At 44.7% G+C, this 19,945-nt stretch carries 25 protein-coding genes; all 25 read left to right on the top strand.

The window, feature by feature from the left end; all coding sequences use genetic code 11:
- Position 1 precedes the first annotated feature (1 nt).
- The 25 genes from PV783_RS11565 to PV783_RS11685 all read left to right on the top strand — a co-directional run bounded on the left by PV783_RS11565 (position 2) and on the right by PV783_RS11685 (position 19,919).
- A complete protein-coding gene (locus tag PV783_RS11565) occupies positions 2-391 on the top strand; it encodes a hypothetical protein (RefSeq protein WP_420988078.1) in 390 nt (129 codons plus the stop codon).
- Positions 388-1,773: a phage portal protein family protein gene (locus PV783_RS11570; RefSeq protein ID WP_420988079.1), complete on the top strand. Its 1,386-nt coding sequence runs from the start codon at positions 388-390 to the stop codon at positions 1,771-1,773. Before PV783_RS11565 ends, PV783_RS11570 begins: the two co-directional genes overlap by 4 nt.
- Complete coding sequence (locus PV783_RS11575) at positions 1,770-2,507, top strand: phage minor head protein (RefSeq protein WP_420988080.1); 738 nt, start codon at positions 1,770-1,772, stop codon at positions 2,505-2,507. Before PV783_RS11570 ends, PV783_RS11575 begins: the two co-directional genes overlap by 4 nt.
- Before the next feature lie 9 nt (positions 2,508-2,516).
- Positions 2,517-2,816, top strand: coding sequence for a hypothetical protein (locus tag PV783_RS11580; protein WP_420988081.1), 300 nt, complete (start codon positions 2,517-2,519; stop codon positions 2,814-2,816).
- Between the two features lie 7 nt (positions 2,817-2,823).
- A complete protein-coding gene (locus tag PV783_RS11585; protein WP_420988082.1) occupies positions 2,824-3,282 on the top strand; it encodes a phage virion morphogenesis protein in 459 nt (152 codons plus the stop codon).
- A 5-nt stretch (positions 3,283-3,287) separates the two neighbouring features.
- The gene (locus PV783_RS11590; RefSeq protein WP_420988083.1) at positions 3,288-3,872 is read left to right on the top strand and encodes a hypothetical protein; all 585 of its coding nucleotides are present in this window, start codon (positions 3,288-3,290) and stop codon (positions 3,870-3,872) included.
- Positions 3,872-4,717 carry a hypothetical protein gene (locus tag PV783_RS11595; protein WP_420988084.1) on the top strand — a complete coding sequence of 282 codons (846 nt, stop codon included), beginning with the start codon at positions 3,872-3,874 and terminating at the stop codon, positions 4,715-4,717. Before PV783_RS11590 ends, PV783_RS11595 begins: the two co-directional genes overlap by 1 nt.
- A complete protein-coding gene (locus PV783_RS11600) occupies positions 4,717-5,388 on the top strand; it encodes a hypothetical protein (RefSeq protein ID WP_420988085.1) in 672 nt (223 codons plus the stop codon). Before PV783_RS11595 ends, PV783_RS11600 begins: the two co-directional genes overlap by 1 nt.
- 2 nt (positions 5,389-5,390) lie before the next feature.
- Positions 5,391-6,290, top strand: a complete 900-nt coding sequence (locus PV783_RS11605) for a hypothetical protein (protein WP_420988086.1) — start codon at positions 5,391-5,393, stop codon at positions 6,288-6,290.
- A 9-nt stretch (positions 6,291-6,299) separates the two neighbouring features.
- Positions 6,300-6,497 (top strand): hypothetical protein, encoded by a 198-nt coding sequence (locus PV783_RS11610; RefSeq protein ID WP_420988087.1) that lies wholly within the window; start codon positions 6,300-6,302, stop codon positions 6,495-6,497.
- 382 nt (positions 6,498-6,879) lie between these two features.
- Positions 6,880-8,028, top strand: coding sequence for an ATP-dependent Clp protease proteolytic subunit (locus PV783_RS11615; RefSeq protein ID WP_420988088.1), 1,149 nt, complete (start codon positions 6,880-6,882; stop codon positions 8,026-8,028).
- Between the two features lie 9 nt (positions 8,029-8,037).
- The gene (locus PV783_RS11620; RefSeq protein WP_420988089.1) at positions 8,038-9,054 is read left to right on the top strand and encodes a hypothetical protein; all 1,017 of its coding nucleotides are present in this window, start codon (positions 8,038-8,040) and stop codon (positions 9,052-9,054) included.
- 12 nt (positions 9,055-9,066) lie between these two features.
- Complete coding sequence (locus PV783_RS11625) at positions 9,067-9,432, top strand: hypothetical protein (protein ID WP_420988090.1); 366 nt, start codon at positions 9,067-9,069, stop codon at positions 9,430-9,432.
- Between the two features lie 2 nt (positions 9,433-9,434).
- Positions 9,435-9,752 carry a hypothetical protein gene (locus tag PV783_RS11630; RefSeq protein WP_420988091.1) on the top strand — a complete coding sequence of 106 codons (318 nt, stop codon included), beginning with the start codon at positions 9,435-9,437 and terminating at the stop codon, positions 9,750-9,752.
- A 6-nt stretch (positions 9,753-9,758) separates the two neighbouring features.
- Positions 9,759-11,282, top strand: coding sequence for a DUF2586 family protein (locus tag PV783_RS11635; RefSeq protein WP_420988092.1), 1,524 nt, complete (start codon positions 9,759-9,761; stop codon positions 11,280-11,282).
- 2 nt (positions 11,283-11,284) lie between these two features.
- Positions 11,285-11,704: a hypothetical protein gene (locus PV783_RS11640; protein ID WP_420988093.1), complete on the top strand. Its 420-nt coding sequence runs from the start codon at positions 11,285-11,287 to the stop codon at positions 11,702-11,704.
- A gap of 1 nt (position 11,705) precedes the next feature.
- Entirely contained in the window at positions 11,706-12,065 is a 360-nt protein-coding gene (locus PV783_RS11645) for a hypothetical protein (RefSeq protein ID WP_420988094.1), read from the top strand.
- A 164-nt stretch (positions 12,066-12,229) separates the two neighbouring features.
- On the top strand, positions 12,230-13,894 hold the full coding sequence (locus PV783_RS11650) for a tape measure protein (protein WP_420988095.1): 1,665 nt from the start codon (positions 12,230-12,232) through the stop codon (positions 13,892-13,894).
- Positions 13,895-13,959: 65 nt separating this feature from the next.
- Entirely contained in the window at positions 13,960-14,487 is a 528-nt protein-coding gene (locus tag PV783_RS11655; RefSeq protein ID WP_420988096.1) for a DUF6046 domain-containing protein, read from the top strand.
- A complete protein-coding gene (locus PV783_RS11660; protein WP_420988097.1) occupies positions 14,480-15,694 on the top strand; it encodes a hypothetical protein in 1,215 nt (404 codons plus the stop codon). The genes PV783_RS11655 and PV783_RS11660 overlap by 8 nt, the downstream gene beginning before the upstream one ends.
- Complete coding sequence (locus PV783_RS11665) at positions 15,691-16,260, top strand: hypothetical protein (RefSeq protein WP_420988098.1); 570 nt, start codon at positions 15,691-15,693, stop codon at positions 16,258-16,260. The genes PV783_RS11660 and PV783_RS11665 overlap by 4 nt, the downstream gene beginning before the upstream one ends.
- Positions 16,250-16,558, top strand: coding sequence for a hypothetical protein (locus PV783_RS11670; RefSeq protein ID WP_420988099.1), 309 nt, complete (start codon positions 16,250-16,252; stop codon positions 16,556-16,558). The genes PV783_RS11665 and PV783_RS11670 overlap by 11 nt, the downstream gene beginning before the upstream one ends.
- Positions 16,559-17,143 carry a hypothetical protein gene (locus tag PV783_RS11675; RefSeq protein WP_420988100.1) on the top strand — a complete coding sequence of 195 codons (585 nt, stop codon included), beginning with the start codon at positions 16,559-16,561 and terminating at the stop codon, positions 17,141-17,143. It begins immediately after the preceding gene.
- Between the two features lie 10 nt (positions 17,144-17,153).
- The gene (locus PV783_RS11680; protein ID WP_420988101.1) at positions 17,154-19,685 is read left to right on the top strand and encodes a hypothetical protein; all 2,532 of its coding nucleotides are present in this window, start codon (positions 17,154-17,156) and stop codon (positions 19,683-19,685) included.
- A 9-nt stretch (positions 19,686-19,694) separates the two neighbouring features.
- Positions 19,695-19,919 (top strand): hypothetical protein, encoded by a 225-nt coding sequence (locus PV783_RS11685; protein ID WP_420988102.1) that lies wholly within the window; start codon positions 19,695-19,697, stop codon positions 19,917-19,919.
- The last annotated feature ends 26 nt before the right edge of the window (positions 19,920-19,945 follow it).

The following is a 19,945-nucleotide window of genomic DNA, read 5'->3' on the forward strand; positions in this document are numbered from 1 at the left end:
TATGCCAGTTAAGGATATTGAAGCGCTAAAAGCTCTTTGCGGAGACAGTAAACCAGGGGGTGATCCGGCCTACCGGGGTATTCTACCATTTATGGGCTTGTCTGAAGAACAGTTAACTGCGATTAATAAGATCTCAACAGACGTGTCCACAGCAACCGGTATACCTCTATCTGAAACTGACTACTTAATTGCTCGATTAGTTCAAAGGAATGACTTAGAAGGTATAAAGCGCCTATGTAGCAGTGCGGATGATTACCGAGCCCATATGTCAAAACGTTTAGCCTTGAATGCTGCGGTGGATGAATTGGGTAAACAGATTATTGAAACGGTAATGAACAATGCCGCAGCTTTATTTAAATACTTAAAACGGTTAATACCGAAAAATAAATGAGTAAACGCAGTCGCATACATAAGGTTAAGAACTTCGGTTTCAACACGCAGTCGCTTCCCGGCAGTGCTTCCAACTTTAATAACACGAAGCAGGGGGTTACGCAGAACCTGGCTAACTACATCAGTCCGGTACAGCTGCAACGTCTGCGTACTGATGTAAGCATGTGGCGGGAAGCTATCCGGGAAGCGGAGAAAGCCTACTACCCATTTCGGGTAAAGATGCAGCGCATCTTCATTGATACGATCCTCAACGGTCATGTGTTCTCACTCATGGAGCGCCGGAAGGATTTAACCCTACTGCGGGATTTTAAGATATGTGACAGCAAAGGCGTGGAAAGTGCTGTACTTACTCAGGAGCTGGAGGAACAGTCTTGGTTTTACGATTTTCAGGAATACGCACTGGATGCGAAATTCTTTGGATACAGTCTTATTTCATTGGGTGATATTGTCGGCAATCAGATACAGGATGTTTCTATGGTGCCACGTTGGTTCATATCCCCAGATCGTCACCAGGTAGGCAGCTTTATTTACGCCACATCCGGTAAAGATTGGCGTGAAGAACCGCAAAGCGACTGGCACGTTTTCGTAAACACTCAAAGCGATTCAGGAGTTAGCCCCAGCGGATATGGTCTTCTGTACCAGATCGCTTTATACGAAATCTTCCTGCGCAACACCCTCGGCTTTAACGGTGATTTCGTAGAACTGTATGCAATGCCTTACCGTGTTGGTAAGACCACAAAGACCACTGAAACAGAACGGGCAGAACTTGAACGGGCTATCCAGAGCATGGGATCCGCCGGCTACGCTATCATCGATCCAATGGACGAAATAGAATTTTTGGAAACGAAACTGGGCGGTACCGGCTATCAGGGTTACGATAATTTGGAGAAACGCTGTGAGGCTAAAGTATCCAAAATCATACTGGGTCATGCCGATGCTATGGACAGTACGCCAGGTAAACTGGGCGCCGGTCAAGGTGATGATAACAGTCCGGTTGCACAAGCGTTACGGGATAAGCAGGTGAAAGACGCCCGTTTTATGCTTCCGGTGATCAATAAACAACTTTTCCCGAAACTGCGCAACCTGGGATTGATGAATATTCCGGAGGATTACAAATTCCGGTATAAGAACGATCAGGAAGAAGAAGCTTTCCGGGAACGGCAGGATAAAAGTAACCTGGTTACTGCTCAGATCGCCCAAACTATGAAGAATGGCGGGTTGAAAATGTCAGCTGACTATTTCCAGGAACGTACCGGTATTGAAACTGAAGAAGTGGAGGAAGTTGACCCCGAAGGTGAAGAAATCCCCGAAGAAGATGAAAAGGAAGTAGTAAAAAGCGTGAAGAACATTCAGAATAAAGTAAAAAAGTTATACGGTAAATGACTCCGGCAGCGGTAAATAAGATGCTTAAAGGTGTGTATTCTGGTGATATCAACACCCGAAATCTCCCTATTAAGTATTACCGGTCAACGGTAAAGGATTTTACTAAAACGCTTAGCCAGGGATTCGGCAGCAAAGCAGGCCAGAAGGAGTTTTATGGTGAGCTATCTGTTAATGTTCAGGCGTTTTCCGGGGCTAAAACCTATCAGCTCACCAGGGAATTACAAGCGGCGAGACGAGGTACAAAGACATACAAAGAGTATGCTGAAAAGGCGCTTCCGATTTATGAGAAGCACCAGGTATGGGCCGAATCTGAACATGAAACGATTATGGCGCAAGCGCAGAATGCTAAGCGTTGGAAACAAATTGAAGCAGATGTGGACATCTATCCAAAGTTGCGGTATTCTGCTGTGATGGATGAAGTTACATCGGATATCTGTAGAGCATTGAACGGTTTGTGTTTGCCGGTTAATCATCCGGTTTGGCGGACCAAATCGCCGACTAACCATTGGCGCTGCCGGTGTACGTTGATTCAGGAAAGTAAGAGCACCAGATCCACCAGTAAAGCAAAGGTTGAACGCCTTATGGTTATAGTGGATGAACAGATGCCAGGATATTTTCAGAATAATGTCGGTATCAGTGGTGAGATCTTCACCAAAGAGCACCCATACTTTACCGAAATGCCTAAAAGAGATTTGGCCTTCGCCCGGAGAAATTTTGATTTACCCATAAAGTAACAGTGAACAATGAATCAGCCTTTTAATTTCAGTGATTATAACCGAACATACAATAACGCCATTGATCTGGTAGCCCAGGCAGTGGGGTATCACCGTAAGCGGCAAAACCCCTTAAAAGCGATCATCTTACGACCTGCTTACTACGATCTTTTCCGTAAAGGGGTCGAGGTGCTTATGCTCACCAGTAAAAATAAACAGGTATTAAAGGATGAAGAGGAATTGACAATGGACCACATCCCGGTAAGAAGGGGATCACCTTTCCAGTGGGAGCCGCTTATCTGTGAATTTCATAAACCGGTAATGGCATAATGGCATAATGGCAAAGAGTAAGTTTGGCTTTGATGTGGTGCTTAGCAACTTTAAGCGTAACGAACTTAAACTAGTTCGGGAAATAGCTGTTGCGCAAAAGAACTACTTCATGCGGTCTTTTGATAAGCAAGCTTGGGGGAATAAGCCGTGGAAGGAGGTTAAACGCCGGATAAAAGGAACACCAGAATGGAAATACCCCAAAAGAAAAGGACTAAGCCGGCGGAAACGGAAGATCCTGGTAGGTTCTGGAGCGCTTCGCCGGGATTTGAATAATAGCATCAAAGTAACAACATCTAAGGGTGTTCGGTTTCAGATGAAACAGCCATACGCAGCCATACATAACGATGGTGGGATAATGGGTAACGGCGGTAAAATGCCAAAACGCCAGTTTATAGGATGGAATCGTGAAGTAGACCGCATCACCAAAGCATTAATTAAAAAGAACACCGATCAGAACTTTAAATAATAGCCGTGGCAGGGATTAAACAACCGATACTGGATATACTAAATGCGCTTAAAGAGATTCCCGCTCTTCAGTTTATCCGTGTTTGGAATAACCAGATAGATTATGAGAAGAGCGGAGAACAGTACAACTTTCCGAAGCCCGCGGCATTCGTAGAAACCTTGCAAGGGCTTTTATGGGATACTCTGGCGCTGGGAGTCTCTTCTGCGGATCTTATTTTCCGTATCCACATAGCGCATGAATACTATGATGCGCAGGACGGCACCTTTGAACAGGATCTCGTAGTATTCGATATACGCGACGCGGTTATTGAGAAGCTGCAGTTATTTAAACCCACTGGATGCGGGCCAATGACAAAGATTTTAGAAGAACAAGACTATGAACACGACAACATTTATCACTACACGGTGGATTTCGCGGTCAACTTCATAGATACAAAAGGCTCTCCGCTGGATCCGGATAGCGGAAAACTCATTACGAAAGATCCGCCAACCGGTTTGCAAATTCAGTTGAACGTCGTTGACAATATTCCCGGTGTAGAGAACAACATCCTTTACCCTCATCCAGGATATAAACCATACATACCACAATAATGGCAAGAAAGATAGCACAAATAGAACAGCAAATACTCGACCAGGTGGCAGCCGACCCGGATTTGTCACCGGGTCTCACCTCTACCAGCCGCAGGGCGATCTACCGATTATGGGCTTACATAACGAGTGTTGCTATCAGTATGTTGGAACAGCTTATGGACATTTTCAACGCTCAGGTAGAAAGTACTGTAGCAAAAGGAGCGCCGGCAAGCGCTGCATGGATACAGGACCGGGTATTTCAGTTTCAATACAGTACTGATGTACCTCAAATCATCCAGTTGGTTAACCTGGCGCCCACATATCCAGTGATCGACCCTTCCTTACGGATAATCACCAGATGCAGCGTCACTACCAATATCGCCAACAATGTTATCGTGAAAGTGGCAAAAGGCGATCCGCCACAGGCGTTGGATAGTTCTCAGCTGAATGCGGTCCAGAGTTACGTTAATCTGATAGGTGCTGATGGTATATCATATAACGTGATCAGTACTGATCCAGATCTGCTTTACATCCAGGGCCAGGTGTTCTACAACGGGCAATACAGTGATGTGATCAGCGCCAATGTGCTGCAGGCCATTAACGCTTTCTTTGCGCAGCTGCCATTTAACGGGCAAATGCGCATCAGCAGTTTGGAGTTTGCTATCCGTAGTGTTGTGGGTGTTACGGACGTGTTGTTGCAAAATGTATCTGCTAGAGCTTATAACACAGCTTTCGGCGCCGGTACTTATCTGGTGCTCAATAACCAGGTGATTTCCCGGCTGTGGCCAACGGTTAGCGGGTACATGATACCGGAAACGACTGCAGGTAATACACCGACAGATACTTTACAATTCATACCTGAGTAATGAGTATATACGATGTAGATTTTAACAAGATTGTTGTGCAGGCATCACCGCCTGATAAGCGCTACCGGCTATTTGTTGCATGGTTGAAAGCCCTGGTGGTACCGATACAGTGGCTACGTGATTTATGGATGGGGAGTTACCGCACCGGATCTACTGCCATAGCCTGGGTTAATGGTACGTCTTACAATAAGTATGACAGGGTGCAGTATAAGCAGAAGGTATACGAGAGCCTTATCGACGGAAATACGGACGAACCTATTGTACAAACCTCCTGGATGGTTGTACAGGAAAACTTTATCGGTGTGTTTGAACGAGTGCTGTATACCGGTAATAAACTGATTTTTGAGTATGCCATTAATAAATACTTCGGCAGTGTTTTCCGGCAGCCTCCCAATGTAAGTGATATATACACCACAGTGACAGCAAAACCGTATAGTGTTTTTACTGTTGGCGGGATTGAGAATATATCATCAGTTGTTTATAGTAACAACTCATCGCAGTTTATTATTAACCAATACGTTTTCAGTCCGTTTGCAAACTTGACTATACACGTACCGGTAGCACTGTTTAACTCGCTGGATCCGGATCCGCTTAACTGCGAAAAGATCATCCGGAATTATGCCGATCAGTATATCATAGCTGGAATACTTTACAACGTTATAACATATTAACAATGAGAAAATTAGATACATCCGCCGTGAGCGGAACTGTTGGATTACCATTAAAGGCCGGTTCGCTGGTTCATATACAGTTGGCTTATCAGGAAGCATTATCAGCACTCGGTAAAGCACTGGCAGGATCTGCATATGACCCAACAAAGATGTATGTGCTGAATGGTTGTGTTAATTCTGGTAGTGGCAATAACTATAACATTTCTGCCGGCTCCGTTTTCTACAACGGCGAAATGTACCTGGTAGATGCCGCAGTATTTTCTGTGAGTGGCGCCAATGTCGCCGTAGGTATCGTACCCAACCCACCAGGCAATACTATCGGGCTATCGTTTTTCTCTGATGTAACTGCCGACCCGGTGCAGTTTACTGACGGTATCGATAGGAATGTTCACCAGATTCGTAAGTGTGTTATTCAGGCCGGTTTAAGCGGGTCAGGAGCAGCTAATTACCTGGACTGGATTGATATTACAAAAAGGCTGCAGGGCAGCATCGGACAGATTACGATGTGGAAATGGCCCGCGGGGGATCTTTACAGTAAGTATTTTGATGCTAATGGAGCCGGTATTCATCCATACACTATTGGCTGGCATGATATGAACGGTTTAGGCAATACCATTGATATGCGGGGGCGTATTCCAGTTGGGTGGACTCCTGCTGATCCTGATTTTAATGCACCATTTAATAATGTGGGAGGAAGTAAAACACACCAAAACACTATTGAAGAAATGGCCCCCCATAGCCATACACTTAACATCCCAAAGCTACAAGCAAATGCAGATAGCTCAGGCACCCCGGATTATGTCGCTATTGAGGCAGGGGAAACAGGAATAACTGGCGGCGGAGAAGTATACAGTATCATGAACCCCTACAGGTCTGTACTCTGGGTTCAACGGGTAGCATAACTATAGCACATGGCCGAAAAGAAAAAAGAGGGTTGGAAAAACCAGGTAAAAGCATCTTTGCCGCCGAAATATCGGCAGCTCGTAACCCAGTACGCAGAACTGAACGAAATGCCATGCAGCCAGGCCATTAAAATAATGGTTCGGTCTTTTTTTGATTCAATGCCGAAGGAGCAGATATCAAAATTACAGTCAAAAAATACATACTAATAGTAACATGTAATTTCATCAATTACCCGCAAGTCCGGAAAAGGCTGTAGAATATGTTTCCGCCACTTATCTTCAATGTAGTCAGTAGCATAGTGGGAATGACTGTAAACCTTTACAGTCCGGAAGCGGCAATATAAACCAAAGTATTTCTCAACAAGAAAAGACAGTTCCCAGGTGTTATGATCTAATACGCCGCCTCCCTCTACTTTACTGGGTATGCGTTTAAATGATAGCAGTGTGTATTTGGGCATAATTGTATTTTAAAGACCCAATATAAGCATCTACAACAATACCGTATTCCGGTTTCCCGTAATCAGTAATTAACTCCAAATAGATAGCCTATCTCAGCCTCCGACCATCGGGGGCTTTTTAATTTCACACCATGCCTTTTTATTACACAGTGAACATTGAATCTGATGAGCCCATAATGCTCATTAACCGTCATATCGGTACAGATGATGAAGACGGTGAAGGTATCCGGGGCGACCTGTTTCAACAGGAGCTGTTAACCCTTGATGGCATGGGTAAAAAGCGCATACAGGTTTGGATCAACAGCACCGGTGGTAATGTAATGGAGGGCTACGCTATCTATAATGCCATCCTGAAAAGCAATACAAAAGTAGATACCTATTGTGTTGGTATGGCGGCAAGCATTGCGGCGGTTATTTTCCAGGCAGGACGTAATCGTATCATGGCCGATTATTCTGTTCAGATGTATCACAACCCTTCCGGCAGCGACAATACCAAACTGATTGATGCCATGAAAGGTTCTCTGGTTAAAATGATTTGTGGCCGGAGTGGTATGGATGAAGAAGCTACTTCACGCATGATGAACCGAACCACTTTTATTTCTGCGGATGAAGCCTACTCTCTCGGGTTATGCGATATAGTGGAAAAAAGTATCGACCTCAATAAAAAACGTCTCTCCGGCCTGAACACTCCTGCTAACTACTGGAAAGAGGCCAACAAAATAGTGAACAAACTTATCACCTTAAATAGTACAAAAATGCTGAAGGTTACTAACAAACTGGGGCTTAACGCAGAAGCTAATGAGGACAGTATCGTAACTGCAATTGACGCTGTTACAAATCGCGCCACTAAAGCTGAAAGCGATCTCGCTGCCCTGCAAAACTCTTCCAAAGAGGCGCTGGATAAGCTGAAAAACGACCTGGAAGAAGCTCAGAACAAATCAAAACAACTCCAGGAAGACTACGATAAGATGAAAAACGACCTGGACGCTTCTAACAAGGAGAAAATCGAAGTGGAAAATAAAGCCAAACTGGAAAAGGCTAAAAACCTCATCGACACTTCTGTTAAAGCCGGCAAAATCAAAAACGAAGCGAAAATTATCGCGGAGTGGACCGAGGATGCCGTAACAGACTTTGACAAAGTTAAAAACCGTCTTGAAAGTTTACCGGTAAACAAAACGGCTTCCAAGTTTGAAGTCGTTAACCGTGAACCAAAAGAAAATATTGAAATGAAAGGTGGCGTCGCTCTGGCTATGTCACAGATTTCAAACCGCTTAAAATAACAGTGAACAATGGCTGAAGCACTTGTAATCCAAGACACCACCTATGCTGGCGAAGCTGCCAGTTATTTCATTACCCGTCCGGTTATTGAGATGGATACCGTACAAAAAGGTTGTATCCACGTACATGACGGGATTAAGAAACAGTACACTATTCCTCGCATTGAGGTTTCTGGCTTTATGCAGAAACGCGCTGCAACCCCCTCCAGTAAAGGTAACATCAACGTTGACGGCAAAGTGCTGATTCCACGGGATATGATGCTTTACCTGGAGTTTAACCCCCGTGACTACGAACAGCATTGGCAAGCCGTAAACCTGGAGCCAAAACTGCTGGATCGTGAGCTTCCTCCTACCGCAGAGGATTTCACAGTGTTACAGACGATGAAGCGTTTGAACGAGTTCTTCGAAAACGCAACCTGGAAAAGTCGGATCATGTTCGACCCTGAAGGCTTAGCAGTAGATCCTACCACAAAAGGACAAGCGGCTACCGATGTGCAGTATTTATACTTCGATGGTCTTATCGTAAAGCTGTTACAGGCTTCTGAGACTGTTAAGGTTTCTTCTCCTGCAACGCTCGTATCCGGCACTGCCGGTGGCGGTCAGGAAAACATACTGGACGCAATGGGAAGAGCCTATAAAGCTGTTCCGCAGGCGATTCTGTATAAATACGGTGCTAAGGGGCTGAAGTTTCATATCAGCTACGCCACTCAACAGATCTATGAAGAAGCGCTGACCACTCAAACCTTTAAGAACAATGATACTACCGAAAAAGGTATCAACAGATACAAAGGCTATGATGTGGTGCCTTTAGCCGGTATGCCTGATAACACAATCGTTATTTGTGTTTCCAGTCCGGATCTGGATTCTAACCCCTGGTTGGGCGTCAACAGTACCGAAGATCAGGACGGTTTGCAACTGGCTCGCCTGCAGGCAAACAGTGAGCTGTACTTTATCAAAGGACTGTTCAAAATGGATACCCAGTTTGGTTTCCCTGATTTTGTAGTCCTCTACACCACAATCACGCTTTAAACTTTATAGCACATGCCTAATAATCCAAGATTCACTCCCGGTCCTAACCAGGATAATACCTTCAGGACCGTTACGCAGGACTATAAAGCCCCTGCATATGCCGCAAGCATCAAAATTACCGCTTCTCAGCAGGATACCCTTGTGGTTCCTGCTACTCTCACTGGAGCGGTGACCTTTACCGCGGATACGACATTGCCTTTTATAGGCGATAAGATGCGCATTCTGCTAAAAGCAGACGCTACAAGCCGAGTAGCAACATTCGGCACCGGGTTTTCATCCGCAGGAACGTTAACATTAGCCATCAGTAAAGAGGGCTACATAGAATTCATCTTTAACGGCACTGCCTGGGTTGAAATGGGCCGTGCATTAACTGCATAACCATGGCAAAAGAAAAAAAGAACAGTGCGAAGAACGAAACCCCAAAAGTGCAGGAAGCGAAAAACTTTGAAAAGGCTATCGCATTTCTGCTTACTCACGAGTATGTAGAGAAAATCTACATCAACAAGGCCGGCGAATACCATCTTCAGGAGGTACCAGGTTTTGTTGAATACTCAGCCGCAGATGTGATTGGTGAAACCGATTCGGCCGGTGATGAGACGGAAGATTATGTTCTCACTGAAGAGGATTTCATCAACAATCCTGATTTTGAAAAACAAGGGCTGAAAGTGGGCGACACGATTCAGATCCCCGTAAAATAAACTTACATGGCGCTTAATAATGTACGTTTCGTTTTAGGTCAGGGTGGCTTGGGTAGACCTTTAGCCGGTCAGGATTACATATCTGGGCTGGTGTTCTATACCGCCACTTTGCCGTCTGGATTCAGTACGAGCAACAGGATAAAACAATTTTTCAGCGTACAAGACGCTGAAAACGCCGGTATTCTCGCTAATTACAGTGATGAAACCCAGGCAACAGCAACTTATCTGGTTACTGCCGTTGGTACCACTGGCAATACACTCACTATCACGGTAACTGAGCCGGGCGGCAAAGTTGTTAACCTGGGCACTTATACTAAAGTAGTCGCGGATGCCGCTGTCGCTGATGTGGCTACTGCAATTGCTGCTGTTATTAACGCCGGTACCGCGACACATGGATATACGGCTACTGTTTCCTCCGCTACCGTAACGATTAAAGCCCGCAAAGGCTTAGGCGTGTTCCTAAATACCGGAACTCCGGTTACTGTTACCATTGTTGGTACAATTGCAGGTACTTTAACTCAGTTTACCGGCGGGGTTGCATCTTTGCAGGCAGTATGGCACTACCATATTGCTGAGTATTTCCGTATACAGCCGCAAGGTAATTTATTCGTCGGCTTTTTTGCCGTGCCGAATCCTTATACATTTTCAGAGATCATCACATTGCAGAATTATGCAAATGGGTTGATCAGGCAGGTTGGAATATACAAAGACGGCGCTGCTTTCAGCGCTGCCGACATTACTGCCATTCACGGAGTTTGCAATACACTGGTAGGCCAGCACAAGGAGATCATAGCGCTTTACGCTGCCGATATATCCGCGGTTACAGATATCTCCACAATTGCGGATCTCTCAGTACTGACAGCCAATTTGTGTAGTGCAGTAATATCCCAGGATGGCGCAGCATTAGGCGCACAGTTGTACGCCGCCTACGGCAAATCTATCACAACTTTAGGCGCTGCACTTGGCGCCGTAGCCTTAGCGAAAGTAAGTGAAAGCATTGCATGGGTGCAGAAGTTCAACATCAGTGATGGTACTGAGTGCGATACATTGGCTTTTGCCAACGGTAAACTGTTCAGTGACGCATCTATCACCGATAACCTGTTATCTGCGCTTCAGGACAAACGCTATATTTTCCTGCGCAAGTTTGTGGGAACAGCGGGATCATTCTTCAACGAGAATAGCTCCGCCATCTCTGTGGCATCTGATTATGCGTACATCACCGATAACCGAACTATTCAGAAAGCGACCAGGGGAGTCTACACCTCTCTCGTACCAGTCCTTAATGGACCAATTACACTGAATGCAGATGGCACACTCGCTGATACAGTTGTTACCTACCTGGAAACAGAAGCTGAAAGGAATTTGGCGCAAATGGTCCGTGATGGCGAGTTAAGCGCTGAACAGGTAGTAGTTAACCCGACACAAAACATTCTGCAGACCGGTTTACTGGTTATTTCTGTCAGCTTGGTACCAATTGGAACAGCGCGGAACATCCAGGTAAACATTGGATTTAACGTCTCAATTTCTTAATCATGGCCGTTGCACTCATTAACGGAGTAAACTACTCCTGGGCGGATATCAAACTGGTGCTTTTCGGAGTGCCGGTGATAGGTATTACCAAAATCAGCTATAAGAATAAACAAAACAAAACGAATAACTACGGGTATGGCAATCAGCCAATCTCCCGTGGCTATGGTCAGATTGAACCGGAGGGTAGCATCGATATCTACCAGGATGAACTGCGTAGAATCATTGCAGCAGCACCTAATCGCGACCCTTTGCAAATCGGAATGTTCGACATTCCTGTACTCTTTGGTAATAACCTGGCAAGTACTTCACGTGATATTCTGCGTTCCTGCGAATTCCTTGAAGAAGGCGTGGAAGCTGCTCAAAATGATACCAAACTTATCGTAACCCTGCCGCTTATTATCGGCAAAATAGACCACCTGTAAGATGAAAAAGGAAACAACCAAGCTGTCAAATGAACAGATCCAGGAAAAAGCCTCGGAGCTGGAAAAGAAATTTGGAGGTAAAGTAACTCCCATCGTTTTTGAAATCCCGGAGACGGAAGAACAGGTTATCGGTTATCTGAAAGAGCCGAACAGACTTGCTAAAACCCGTATTCTGGATAAAGCAATGGCTGGTATGATGGTTTCAGCCGCTCAGGATTTGCTTGAATTAACCATCATCGCTGAAGCGAGCGATCCGAGAATCATGAGTGAGTTACCGGAAAATGATACTTATAATCTTGGCGCTGCTATGGCTGCACAAGGTCTCGTAAAGTTTGCCGTGAACACTTTCAAAAAAAAATAGATGAGTATACCATAACAGATGGTAGCTCTGAATACGGAAAGATCTGCTCTTATATCCTCTACTACCTACACATTGACCCTGAGACACTTTCGGAGGACGATATCTATCGCTTTTGGGGAATGCTCAAATACGTTTTGAAGAAAACCGGACAAATGGAATAACCAGTGAACGAATCCGTAGTATATACATTATCGCTCCGTGATCTGATCTCAAATCAGCTTAAAAGCATAGATGGCACCGCTAAGAACCTGGAGGGTACTATGTCGGATCTGCAATCAAGCATTATGAAAGTTGGTGCGGGTATCGGTATCGCATTTGGTCTTAACGAGATCAAAAATTTTGCGATGGACGTAATTGATACCGGTAGTAAACTGGAAACCCTTAACAATGTAATAAACTACACTTCCTTAAATGCCGCTGATGCAGCGGAAAATCATGCGTTCCTACAAAGAATGATTCATGATTATAAGTTGCCTGTCATGGAGACAACAGAAGGGTTTTCATCTATGAACGCGGCGCTTATGGGATCCGCTCTTCAAGGAGAAAAGGCCCGGAAAATATTTGAAGGTGTAACAACCGGGGTAACTGCCATGCATCTATCTGGTGCACAAGCTAACCAGGTATTCATGGCCTTGAATCAAATGGTTTCAAAGGGCACAGTCCAGAGTCAGGAATTAAAGCTACAGCTGGGTAACGCCTTACCGGGCGCTTTCCAGTTAGCGGCTAAAGCTATGGGCATGACTACTGCCCAGTTCACGAAGCAGGTGGAAGCAGGAAATGTCCTGGCTAATGATTTCTTACCAAAGTTTGCCCAAGCCTTACAGGATAAGTTCGGCGGAGCAATTCCCACAGCTGTACAATCGACAGTCGCTAAAATGACGGATATGCACAACTCCTTCATTGAGTTGAAGCAGACCATATTTAATGATATGGAGCCGGCAATTAAGGCAGGAATTGATCGACTTAAAGGATTTGTAGAGGGATTGAAAGATGTTTGGGGCTGGTTGATGGAGCATAAAAGATTGATCAGAGATGTAGCTACTGCATTAGGTATCGCCGGCGCTGCCTGGCTTACATATAAAGGAATAATGCTCGGAGCGCTCATTGTTACCAAAGCATCGGTTTTATGGGAGACAATTCAATACGCAAGCATTACGCTGTTGGGTGATGGCATGCTAACTGCGTCAGCTGCGACAAAAGCGTGGACCGGTATGCAGATACTGCTTAATGCCGCTTTTGCGGCCAATCCGATTGGATTTGTAATTACCGCAATAGCGGCGGTTACTGCTGCCGTTATCTATGCGTACAACCATTTTTCAAAATTCCGGGCCGCCGTTTGGGCTGCTTGGGCCGTGCTGAAAGAGTTTGCATCTATAGTAACCGATATCTTCACCGGTTTATATCACCAACTTCACGGGCTCTTCACTTTCAACTGGGATGAGTATATGTTGGGTGGGCAGCAGGGGGTAGACGCTGTTTTCAACTCGGCAAAACGCCTCGGTAAAGCGGCGAAGAAAGGTTGGGATGAAGGTCTGGCGGATTTCGCTAAAGATAACCCTGCTGAAGGTAAGACCGGTACACCCAAGACAGTTACGCCGGCAGGGGGCAGTAAGCCAGGCACTAATACTGTTACCCCTGGAGCTGATACTGGTACGTCAAAAGTGTCCGGTACCAAATCATATACCATCAACATAAAAATTGATAATCTGATAAAAGATTTCCAGATAAAAACCACAAATATCACTGAGGGAACAGCAAAAATTAAAGAGTTGGTAACTCAAGCGCTTCTGAGCGCAGTTAATGATTCACAAATTGTAGCAGGGCAATAATGGCAACTTCAGCAACTATAGCATCGCAATTGATACGGACATATAATCTGCAAAATGTGCGGGTTATGAAGGCTTTGCCTAATAATTACGCAGGCAAGATAGACCAAACTACTTATCAGGATGCGGCACTCTATCAATCATCCCTGGGCACTCCGGTGTTGACGGATTTGACTTTTGAAAGTGTGGCCTATGATCTTAATAGTACTCAGCGTATCATAGTTCCTTCAGTAAAGCTCACCACGGTTCTTTTAGCTGTATCACTACCTAAAAACATTGTGGCAACAGCCATACAGGGTAGAGACGGAACAGTAAAGGAATACATCGGCAAAGGGGACTATCAAATCAGCATTAACGGCATTATCACTGGACAGAACGGTCATTACCCAGCAGATGATGTGATCGCATTAAAAAGAATGGTAGACGCGCCAGTACCTATTCGGGTTACCAGCACTTACCTGCAGCACCTGGATATCTACGATGTTGTTATTGTTGACTTCAACACTGCGCAGGAGCCAGGTGGATACAGTCAACAGATATTTACGATTAATGCTATATCAGACACGCCAGTAGAACTACAGATCAGTAATGTATAGAGTAGTCACAAATATCACTTTTCAGCAGCAGCCAACGGCTAGTTTTCCTAACCGAAGATCCGTAATTCGCTATGATTTCGTAGCAGAATACGAAGCATCTGATAGTTGGGCCGATCTTACTAACAAGGCAAAGATTACCCTTCCAAAGAACGTCTATGTGCGAAACGGTGATGGGGCATTACTTTCTCTGAACGGACCGAATGTGAACATAGGGGGATTTTCTACCGGTGTGCCGCTTTTCCTCAAAGGGGATAAAGTAACAATTGAAGGCGGGTATAGGTACTATGAAAAATCGGGTAATGAGGTATTGAGGACCAGTGTACTGTTCACGGGATATATTTCGCAAGTCACCAGCAAATTGCCGATTGTATTGGAGTGTGAAGATAATATGTGGAAACTAAAACAGCTTATCGCGCCCAACAAAACGTACCCAGCTACTGCGACTTTAGAAGATATCCTTCGGGATTTATTGACCGGCACTGACTTTACAGTTAACGCATTGACGAAAACGACCTTCGGCGCTTTCCGCACTCAGAATGAGACAGTTTGCGAAGTACTTGCCAGGCTCAGGAAGGACTATCACTTCGAGAGTTATTTCCGCGGCAATGAACTACGCAGTGGCGCCCAGGTATATTTGGAAAGCGATGCCCTCGCCAGTGGCAGAAAGATATTCAAATTTCAGGAGAACATCATTTCCGATGAATTGGATTACAAACGGAAGGATGATGTTCAGCTTTCCGCTATCGCCTATTCAGTGAATAAGCGCGAGTTGCAGGTCACGACAAAAGCAGGTAAGCCTAAAACAAAGAAAGAGAGGCTGGAAGTTTTGGTCACTCAACAAAACGGTGAGTTTATTGGTAAGGTAAAACCCGCAGGTGAAAAAGCCGATTTCGCGCCAAATACTGCCGGAGAACGTAGGACGCTATATTTCTGGAATGTGGCATCTTCTGCTGAATTAATTGATTTAGCGAAGAAGGAATTACAGAAATTCTACTATACCGGCTTTAAAGGCAAATTTACCACATTCGGTATTCCATATGTCCGGCAGGGTGATAATGTAGATATTATAGATAATGTGTTACCGGAACGCAATGGCCGGTATAAAGTAAAGGCGGTAACATACTCCAACGGTATGAATGGTTTGCGTCAGGTTATTTCCCTTGACTATCAAATAGCTCGTTTGGATGCAAAAGGTAATGTTATATGAGTAACGCAGCAATCAGAAACGCTTTGCGACAGTTAACTGGTACCGATTTGAACGATCAGGTTTCACTATTGGTGTGCAATGTGGATTCGGTTGATGTAGATAGCAGAGTTTGCACCTGTAGTAATACTTCTGGAAATGCAGTTGCCGATGTTTTGGAAGTTCAGCTCATGGCCGAAGTCGATGATGGGATGCTTTGCGTACCTAAGGTGGGTAGCACTGTCATTGTGGTTTTAAGCAAATATGTTCAGCCATATGTAGCAATGTATAGTGAATTGGACCGGATGTATACCGTTGTGGGTGATTCGATCATCGATGTGGAACCGGATAAAATTACCCTTAATGATGGCAGTTTTGCCGGGTTAGTCAAAGTGATCACACTTACCCAGAAATTAAATGCGCTGGAAGAAAAGGTGAACACACTGATTAATACATTCAATTCGCATGTTCATACCGGAGTTACTACAGGAAGTAGCAGTTCGGGCACAACATCAACACCAGTTACTGGCACTCTGACACCCACACAACAGTCTGAAATTGAAAATGAAAAAATAGTACATGGCAGTTAATTACGACATAGCACTTATGCAGAATGACCTACAAATAAGGGATGGTGATTTTCTAATAAGTGAAAGTGACGAACAGCACATCATGGATACCATTAACGCTTTTCCAGGCTGGTGGAAAGAAAACCCACCTGATGGTGTGGGTGTGTTTAGCTATTTGAATTCTGCCGGCCAACAGCAACAATTGCAGCGGGCAATTAAACTGAACCTGGTATCAGACGGGTATACAGTTACAAATCCTTCTGTTCAGATCGGAAACGATGGACAGTTGACTATTAATCCAAACGCAACAAAAGACTAAATGGCGATAAAAACATTCACTGCGGTATATGGTCAGAGCTTACTGGATGTTTGCTTGAATTGCTATGGCTCTCTGGATCTCCTGTATAAAGTTCTCCAGGATAGTGGGGTAGATAGTGCAAATGACACACCGTTATCTGGTCAAAAATTTACTTACAACGATGAATTGGTAACTGATGTAAATGTTTACCAGCGATTCACCCTTTCAGGAATTAAATATGCAACGAATTTCGGTAACAATGGTAACGTACTGGCAATAGTCGATCAGAATCCTAACGGGAATACTAATCCTAATCAAAATCCGTCAGATCCATACGTGCCGACTAATCCTACAAGTTCTATGTACCAAAAAACGAGTGAGACGTACTATACTGCTGGTGTAAATGGTGAAACGCTCATTACTCTGGCAGATATTAACGGAAATCCACTTACTGGTAAAAACATACTTCAGATTGAGCTGGAGACCAAGCCGTTAAAGCAAACAGAATACACCTGGAATCCGAATACAAGCCAGGTGAATATTCCGAAAGGGATGTTTAAAGGACAGACCTTATTTGTATTATATCAAGAAATGATAACAGTGTAACAATATAACAATGAAGAAGTTAATTAGTTTTTTAGTAATCCTGTTACTGCCTTTCCTCGTGAAGGCGCAGGATCCGCAACCTGTTTACGGTGATTATATCTATCCGGGAAGTGTCTTATTCGATAACGGGCTTTACATTCCAGTGCGAGATACCACAGGCTTTGCCCCTTATCGTGTTGGCGCCTTAGTCATACTTCCACAGGACACTGTAGGGCATCCTGCGACCCCACCTATACGGTTTTGGAACGGTAATTATTGGGGCAGTATCGTAGGTGGCGCTGGAAATATCTATTTCGGTAATAACGGTGTTCACCTGGCCGGTAATACCTTCCAACTGGGCGATTCGCTAAATCACAACACAGACATCAAAACTAAGGGGTACGCTTTCTCTCTAAACGGAACTGTAAAGGCGGCGCCGTTGTTCAGATTATCCAACGATAAGCAAGAAATAGGGTTCACCGAACTTGACAGTACTGAATCTGGATACATATATGTGCCAAATGGAAAACAGGGTGAGTTTAGATTTTATGCAAAAGGTGTTCCAGTAGGTATGCTAAAACAGGGTTCGTTTCAACTTAATGATTCTTCGTTGAATAATTACTTTTCTTCTGGGAAAGACTTCTTAACCTTAACCGGATCTACTGGATCTGCGTATGCAGAAGTTTCGCCAGGTAGTACAATACTTAGTACTACATCTGGCAGTCCATACGCGGTTTTTAATAATTTATTTGCCCAACTACCGCCATTGGCGAATACCAACGCATCTAAATATTTATCAGTAGATGCTACGGGAAAGCTTTTCTTAAATACCCCATCGGGCATAACGGCCCTCGATTCCCTCCGCTATGATCCTTCAACCGGCATATTCTATGGACGCTATACCACCGGTGGAGAGTTCCCGGTACCCACCGGATTAGTGGATAGCCTTAAATACCGTGCAAAACTTGATACAGGGCAAGCCCAATACCTTGCAATATTCAAGACCGACAGCGCAATCGGGATTTCAGATATTCGCTACTCACCATCGCCTCGGCCAGAGTTTCATGGCCTGAAGGAATACATTATTGGTAGCAAACCATTTACAACCAGGTCTGCCAAATTAATGATAACAGATACTATGGTAGTAGACTCAGGGTATCACAGTATAGGTGATTATAGTTATGTTACACAATCGGCATCAACATCTGGGGGTAGTGCTTTTGCGGTAATGGATATCGCAACTGTTTTTGGCGGTAGCAAAAATTGGTCGCACCTATATGGAGTTCAATCACGTCCAACATTTTCCGGGTCGGGTAATATCACTGATTTTTATGCCCTGCAAGCTTTGCTGCAACATACAGGAACTGGAGTGTTAACAAATGGCGTCAGCCTGATGGTTGAGGATATAGTAGGGAGTGGCCCTACAACAAACCAATTTGGAGTGTACATAAGGCCGCAGACAAAAGGTATTAATAAGTGGGCGATTTATTCGCCAGGGAATACTGTTTCGTATATAGCCGGAAATGTTGGTATCGGGGTTACAAATCCAACCGTCCCCTTAGCAGTATCAGGCGCGGTGACAGCTGGCAGTATAACCTCTTCCGGCATCGTAACAGTGACCGGCACGGCGCCCCAAATTACTTTCTCTGAAACGGATAACACCGCCCCGTTGCTTCGATTATTGTTTAATGATTCCACTTTTTTCGTGGACAGGTCCAGAGACAATATGAACCTATTCTCTATTCGTACACGCGATGCTTTTGCCAGCTTTACGGGGCCGGTTCAGAGCAATCATAGCTTTACAGTTAATAGCGCTGCTCCTTTTTTTAGATTCAAAAATACTTCTCTGTCGAACAAAGATTATAGGATAGTATCTGAAACGGGCGATTTGTCTTTTCAGAAAATGAACACAGACAGTACTAACATCGCAAATATTCTTACGTTAAAAAATACCGGCGCTGTTACTATTGCCACATCTCCTGTTATCGGCTCTACTTCAGATACTATTTTGGTCCGCGGCGCTTCTGGCGATATAAAGGGATTGACCACGGCCTCCTTTGTTTTATCTGGGTCCACTGCATATGTGAGCAACCAGACAGCCACAGATAAGGCGGAAAGCTTTCGTATTTCCGGTAGCGGAATTTGGAATGCCTCACCATATACAAGCAGTATACGGAGCAATTTGATAAGTTCTAATTACCGCGCCGGCTTCAACACGGAAACGAATGGGTCATACAACTATGCAATAAGTAGTGCCCCTACCGCTTCGCCTGTTTTTAGATGGCTCTTCAAGCAGACAACAGCCGTTGACTACACAGTAGATACGGATGAATTGATGCGATTAACGGGGGCAGGGAATTTAGGGGTAGGGAATAATGCACCTACAGCCAGGGGAGACTTCAGTAGTTCAACTGGTTACAATCAGCTACGACTACGTACATCGTATACGCCAACTTCTTCCGCTGACGCCAATGGGAATACCGGAGATGTCAGTTGGGACGCGAATTACATTTATATAAAGACCGCAGCCGGTTGGAAGCGGTCGGCTTTAACCACCTTTTAATTTTTAACTATGAAATTCATTCAGACAATTTTTGGTAAATCTTCACTCACTTCAATAGCCGGGTATATTGTGGCCGGCCTATTGGTTGTTCAGGAAATGCAGAAAGCAGGTGAAACAAACTGGATAAGCATTGCTATCGCTGCCGCTATCGCGGTATTGGGCAGAGTAGCCGGTGATGCAAATAAGGTTAAAAAGGACGACAATTTGATTGGCCCCAGACCCGGCGACAGATGATTGATCGCGCCATCATAAAAGCTGCT

Origin of the sequence: Chitinophaga sp. CC14, assembly GCF_048957795.1 — a bacterium.
Taxonomy (GTDB): Bacteria; Bacteroidota; Bacteroidia; order Chitinophagales; family Chitinophagaceae; genus Chitinophaga; species Chitinophaga ginsengisegetis.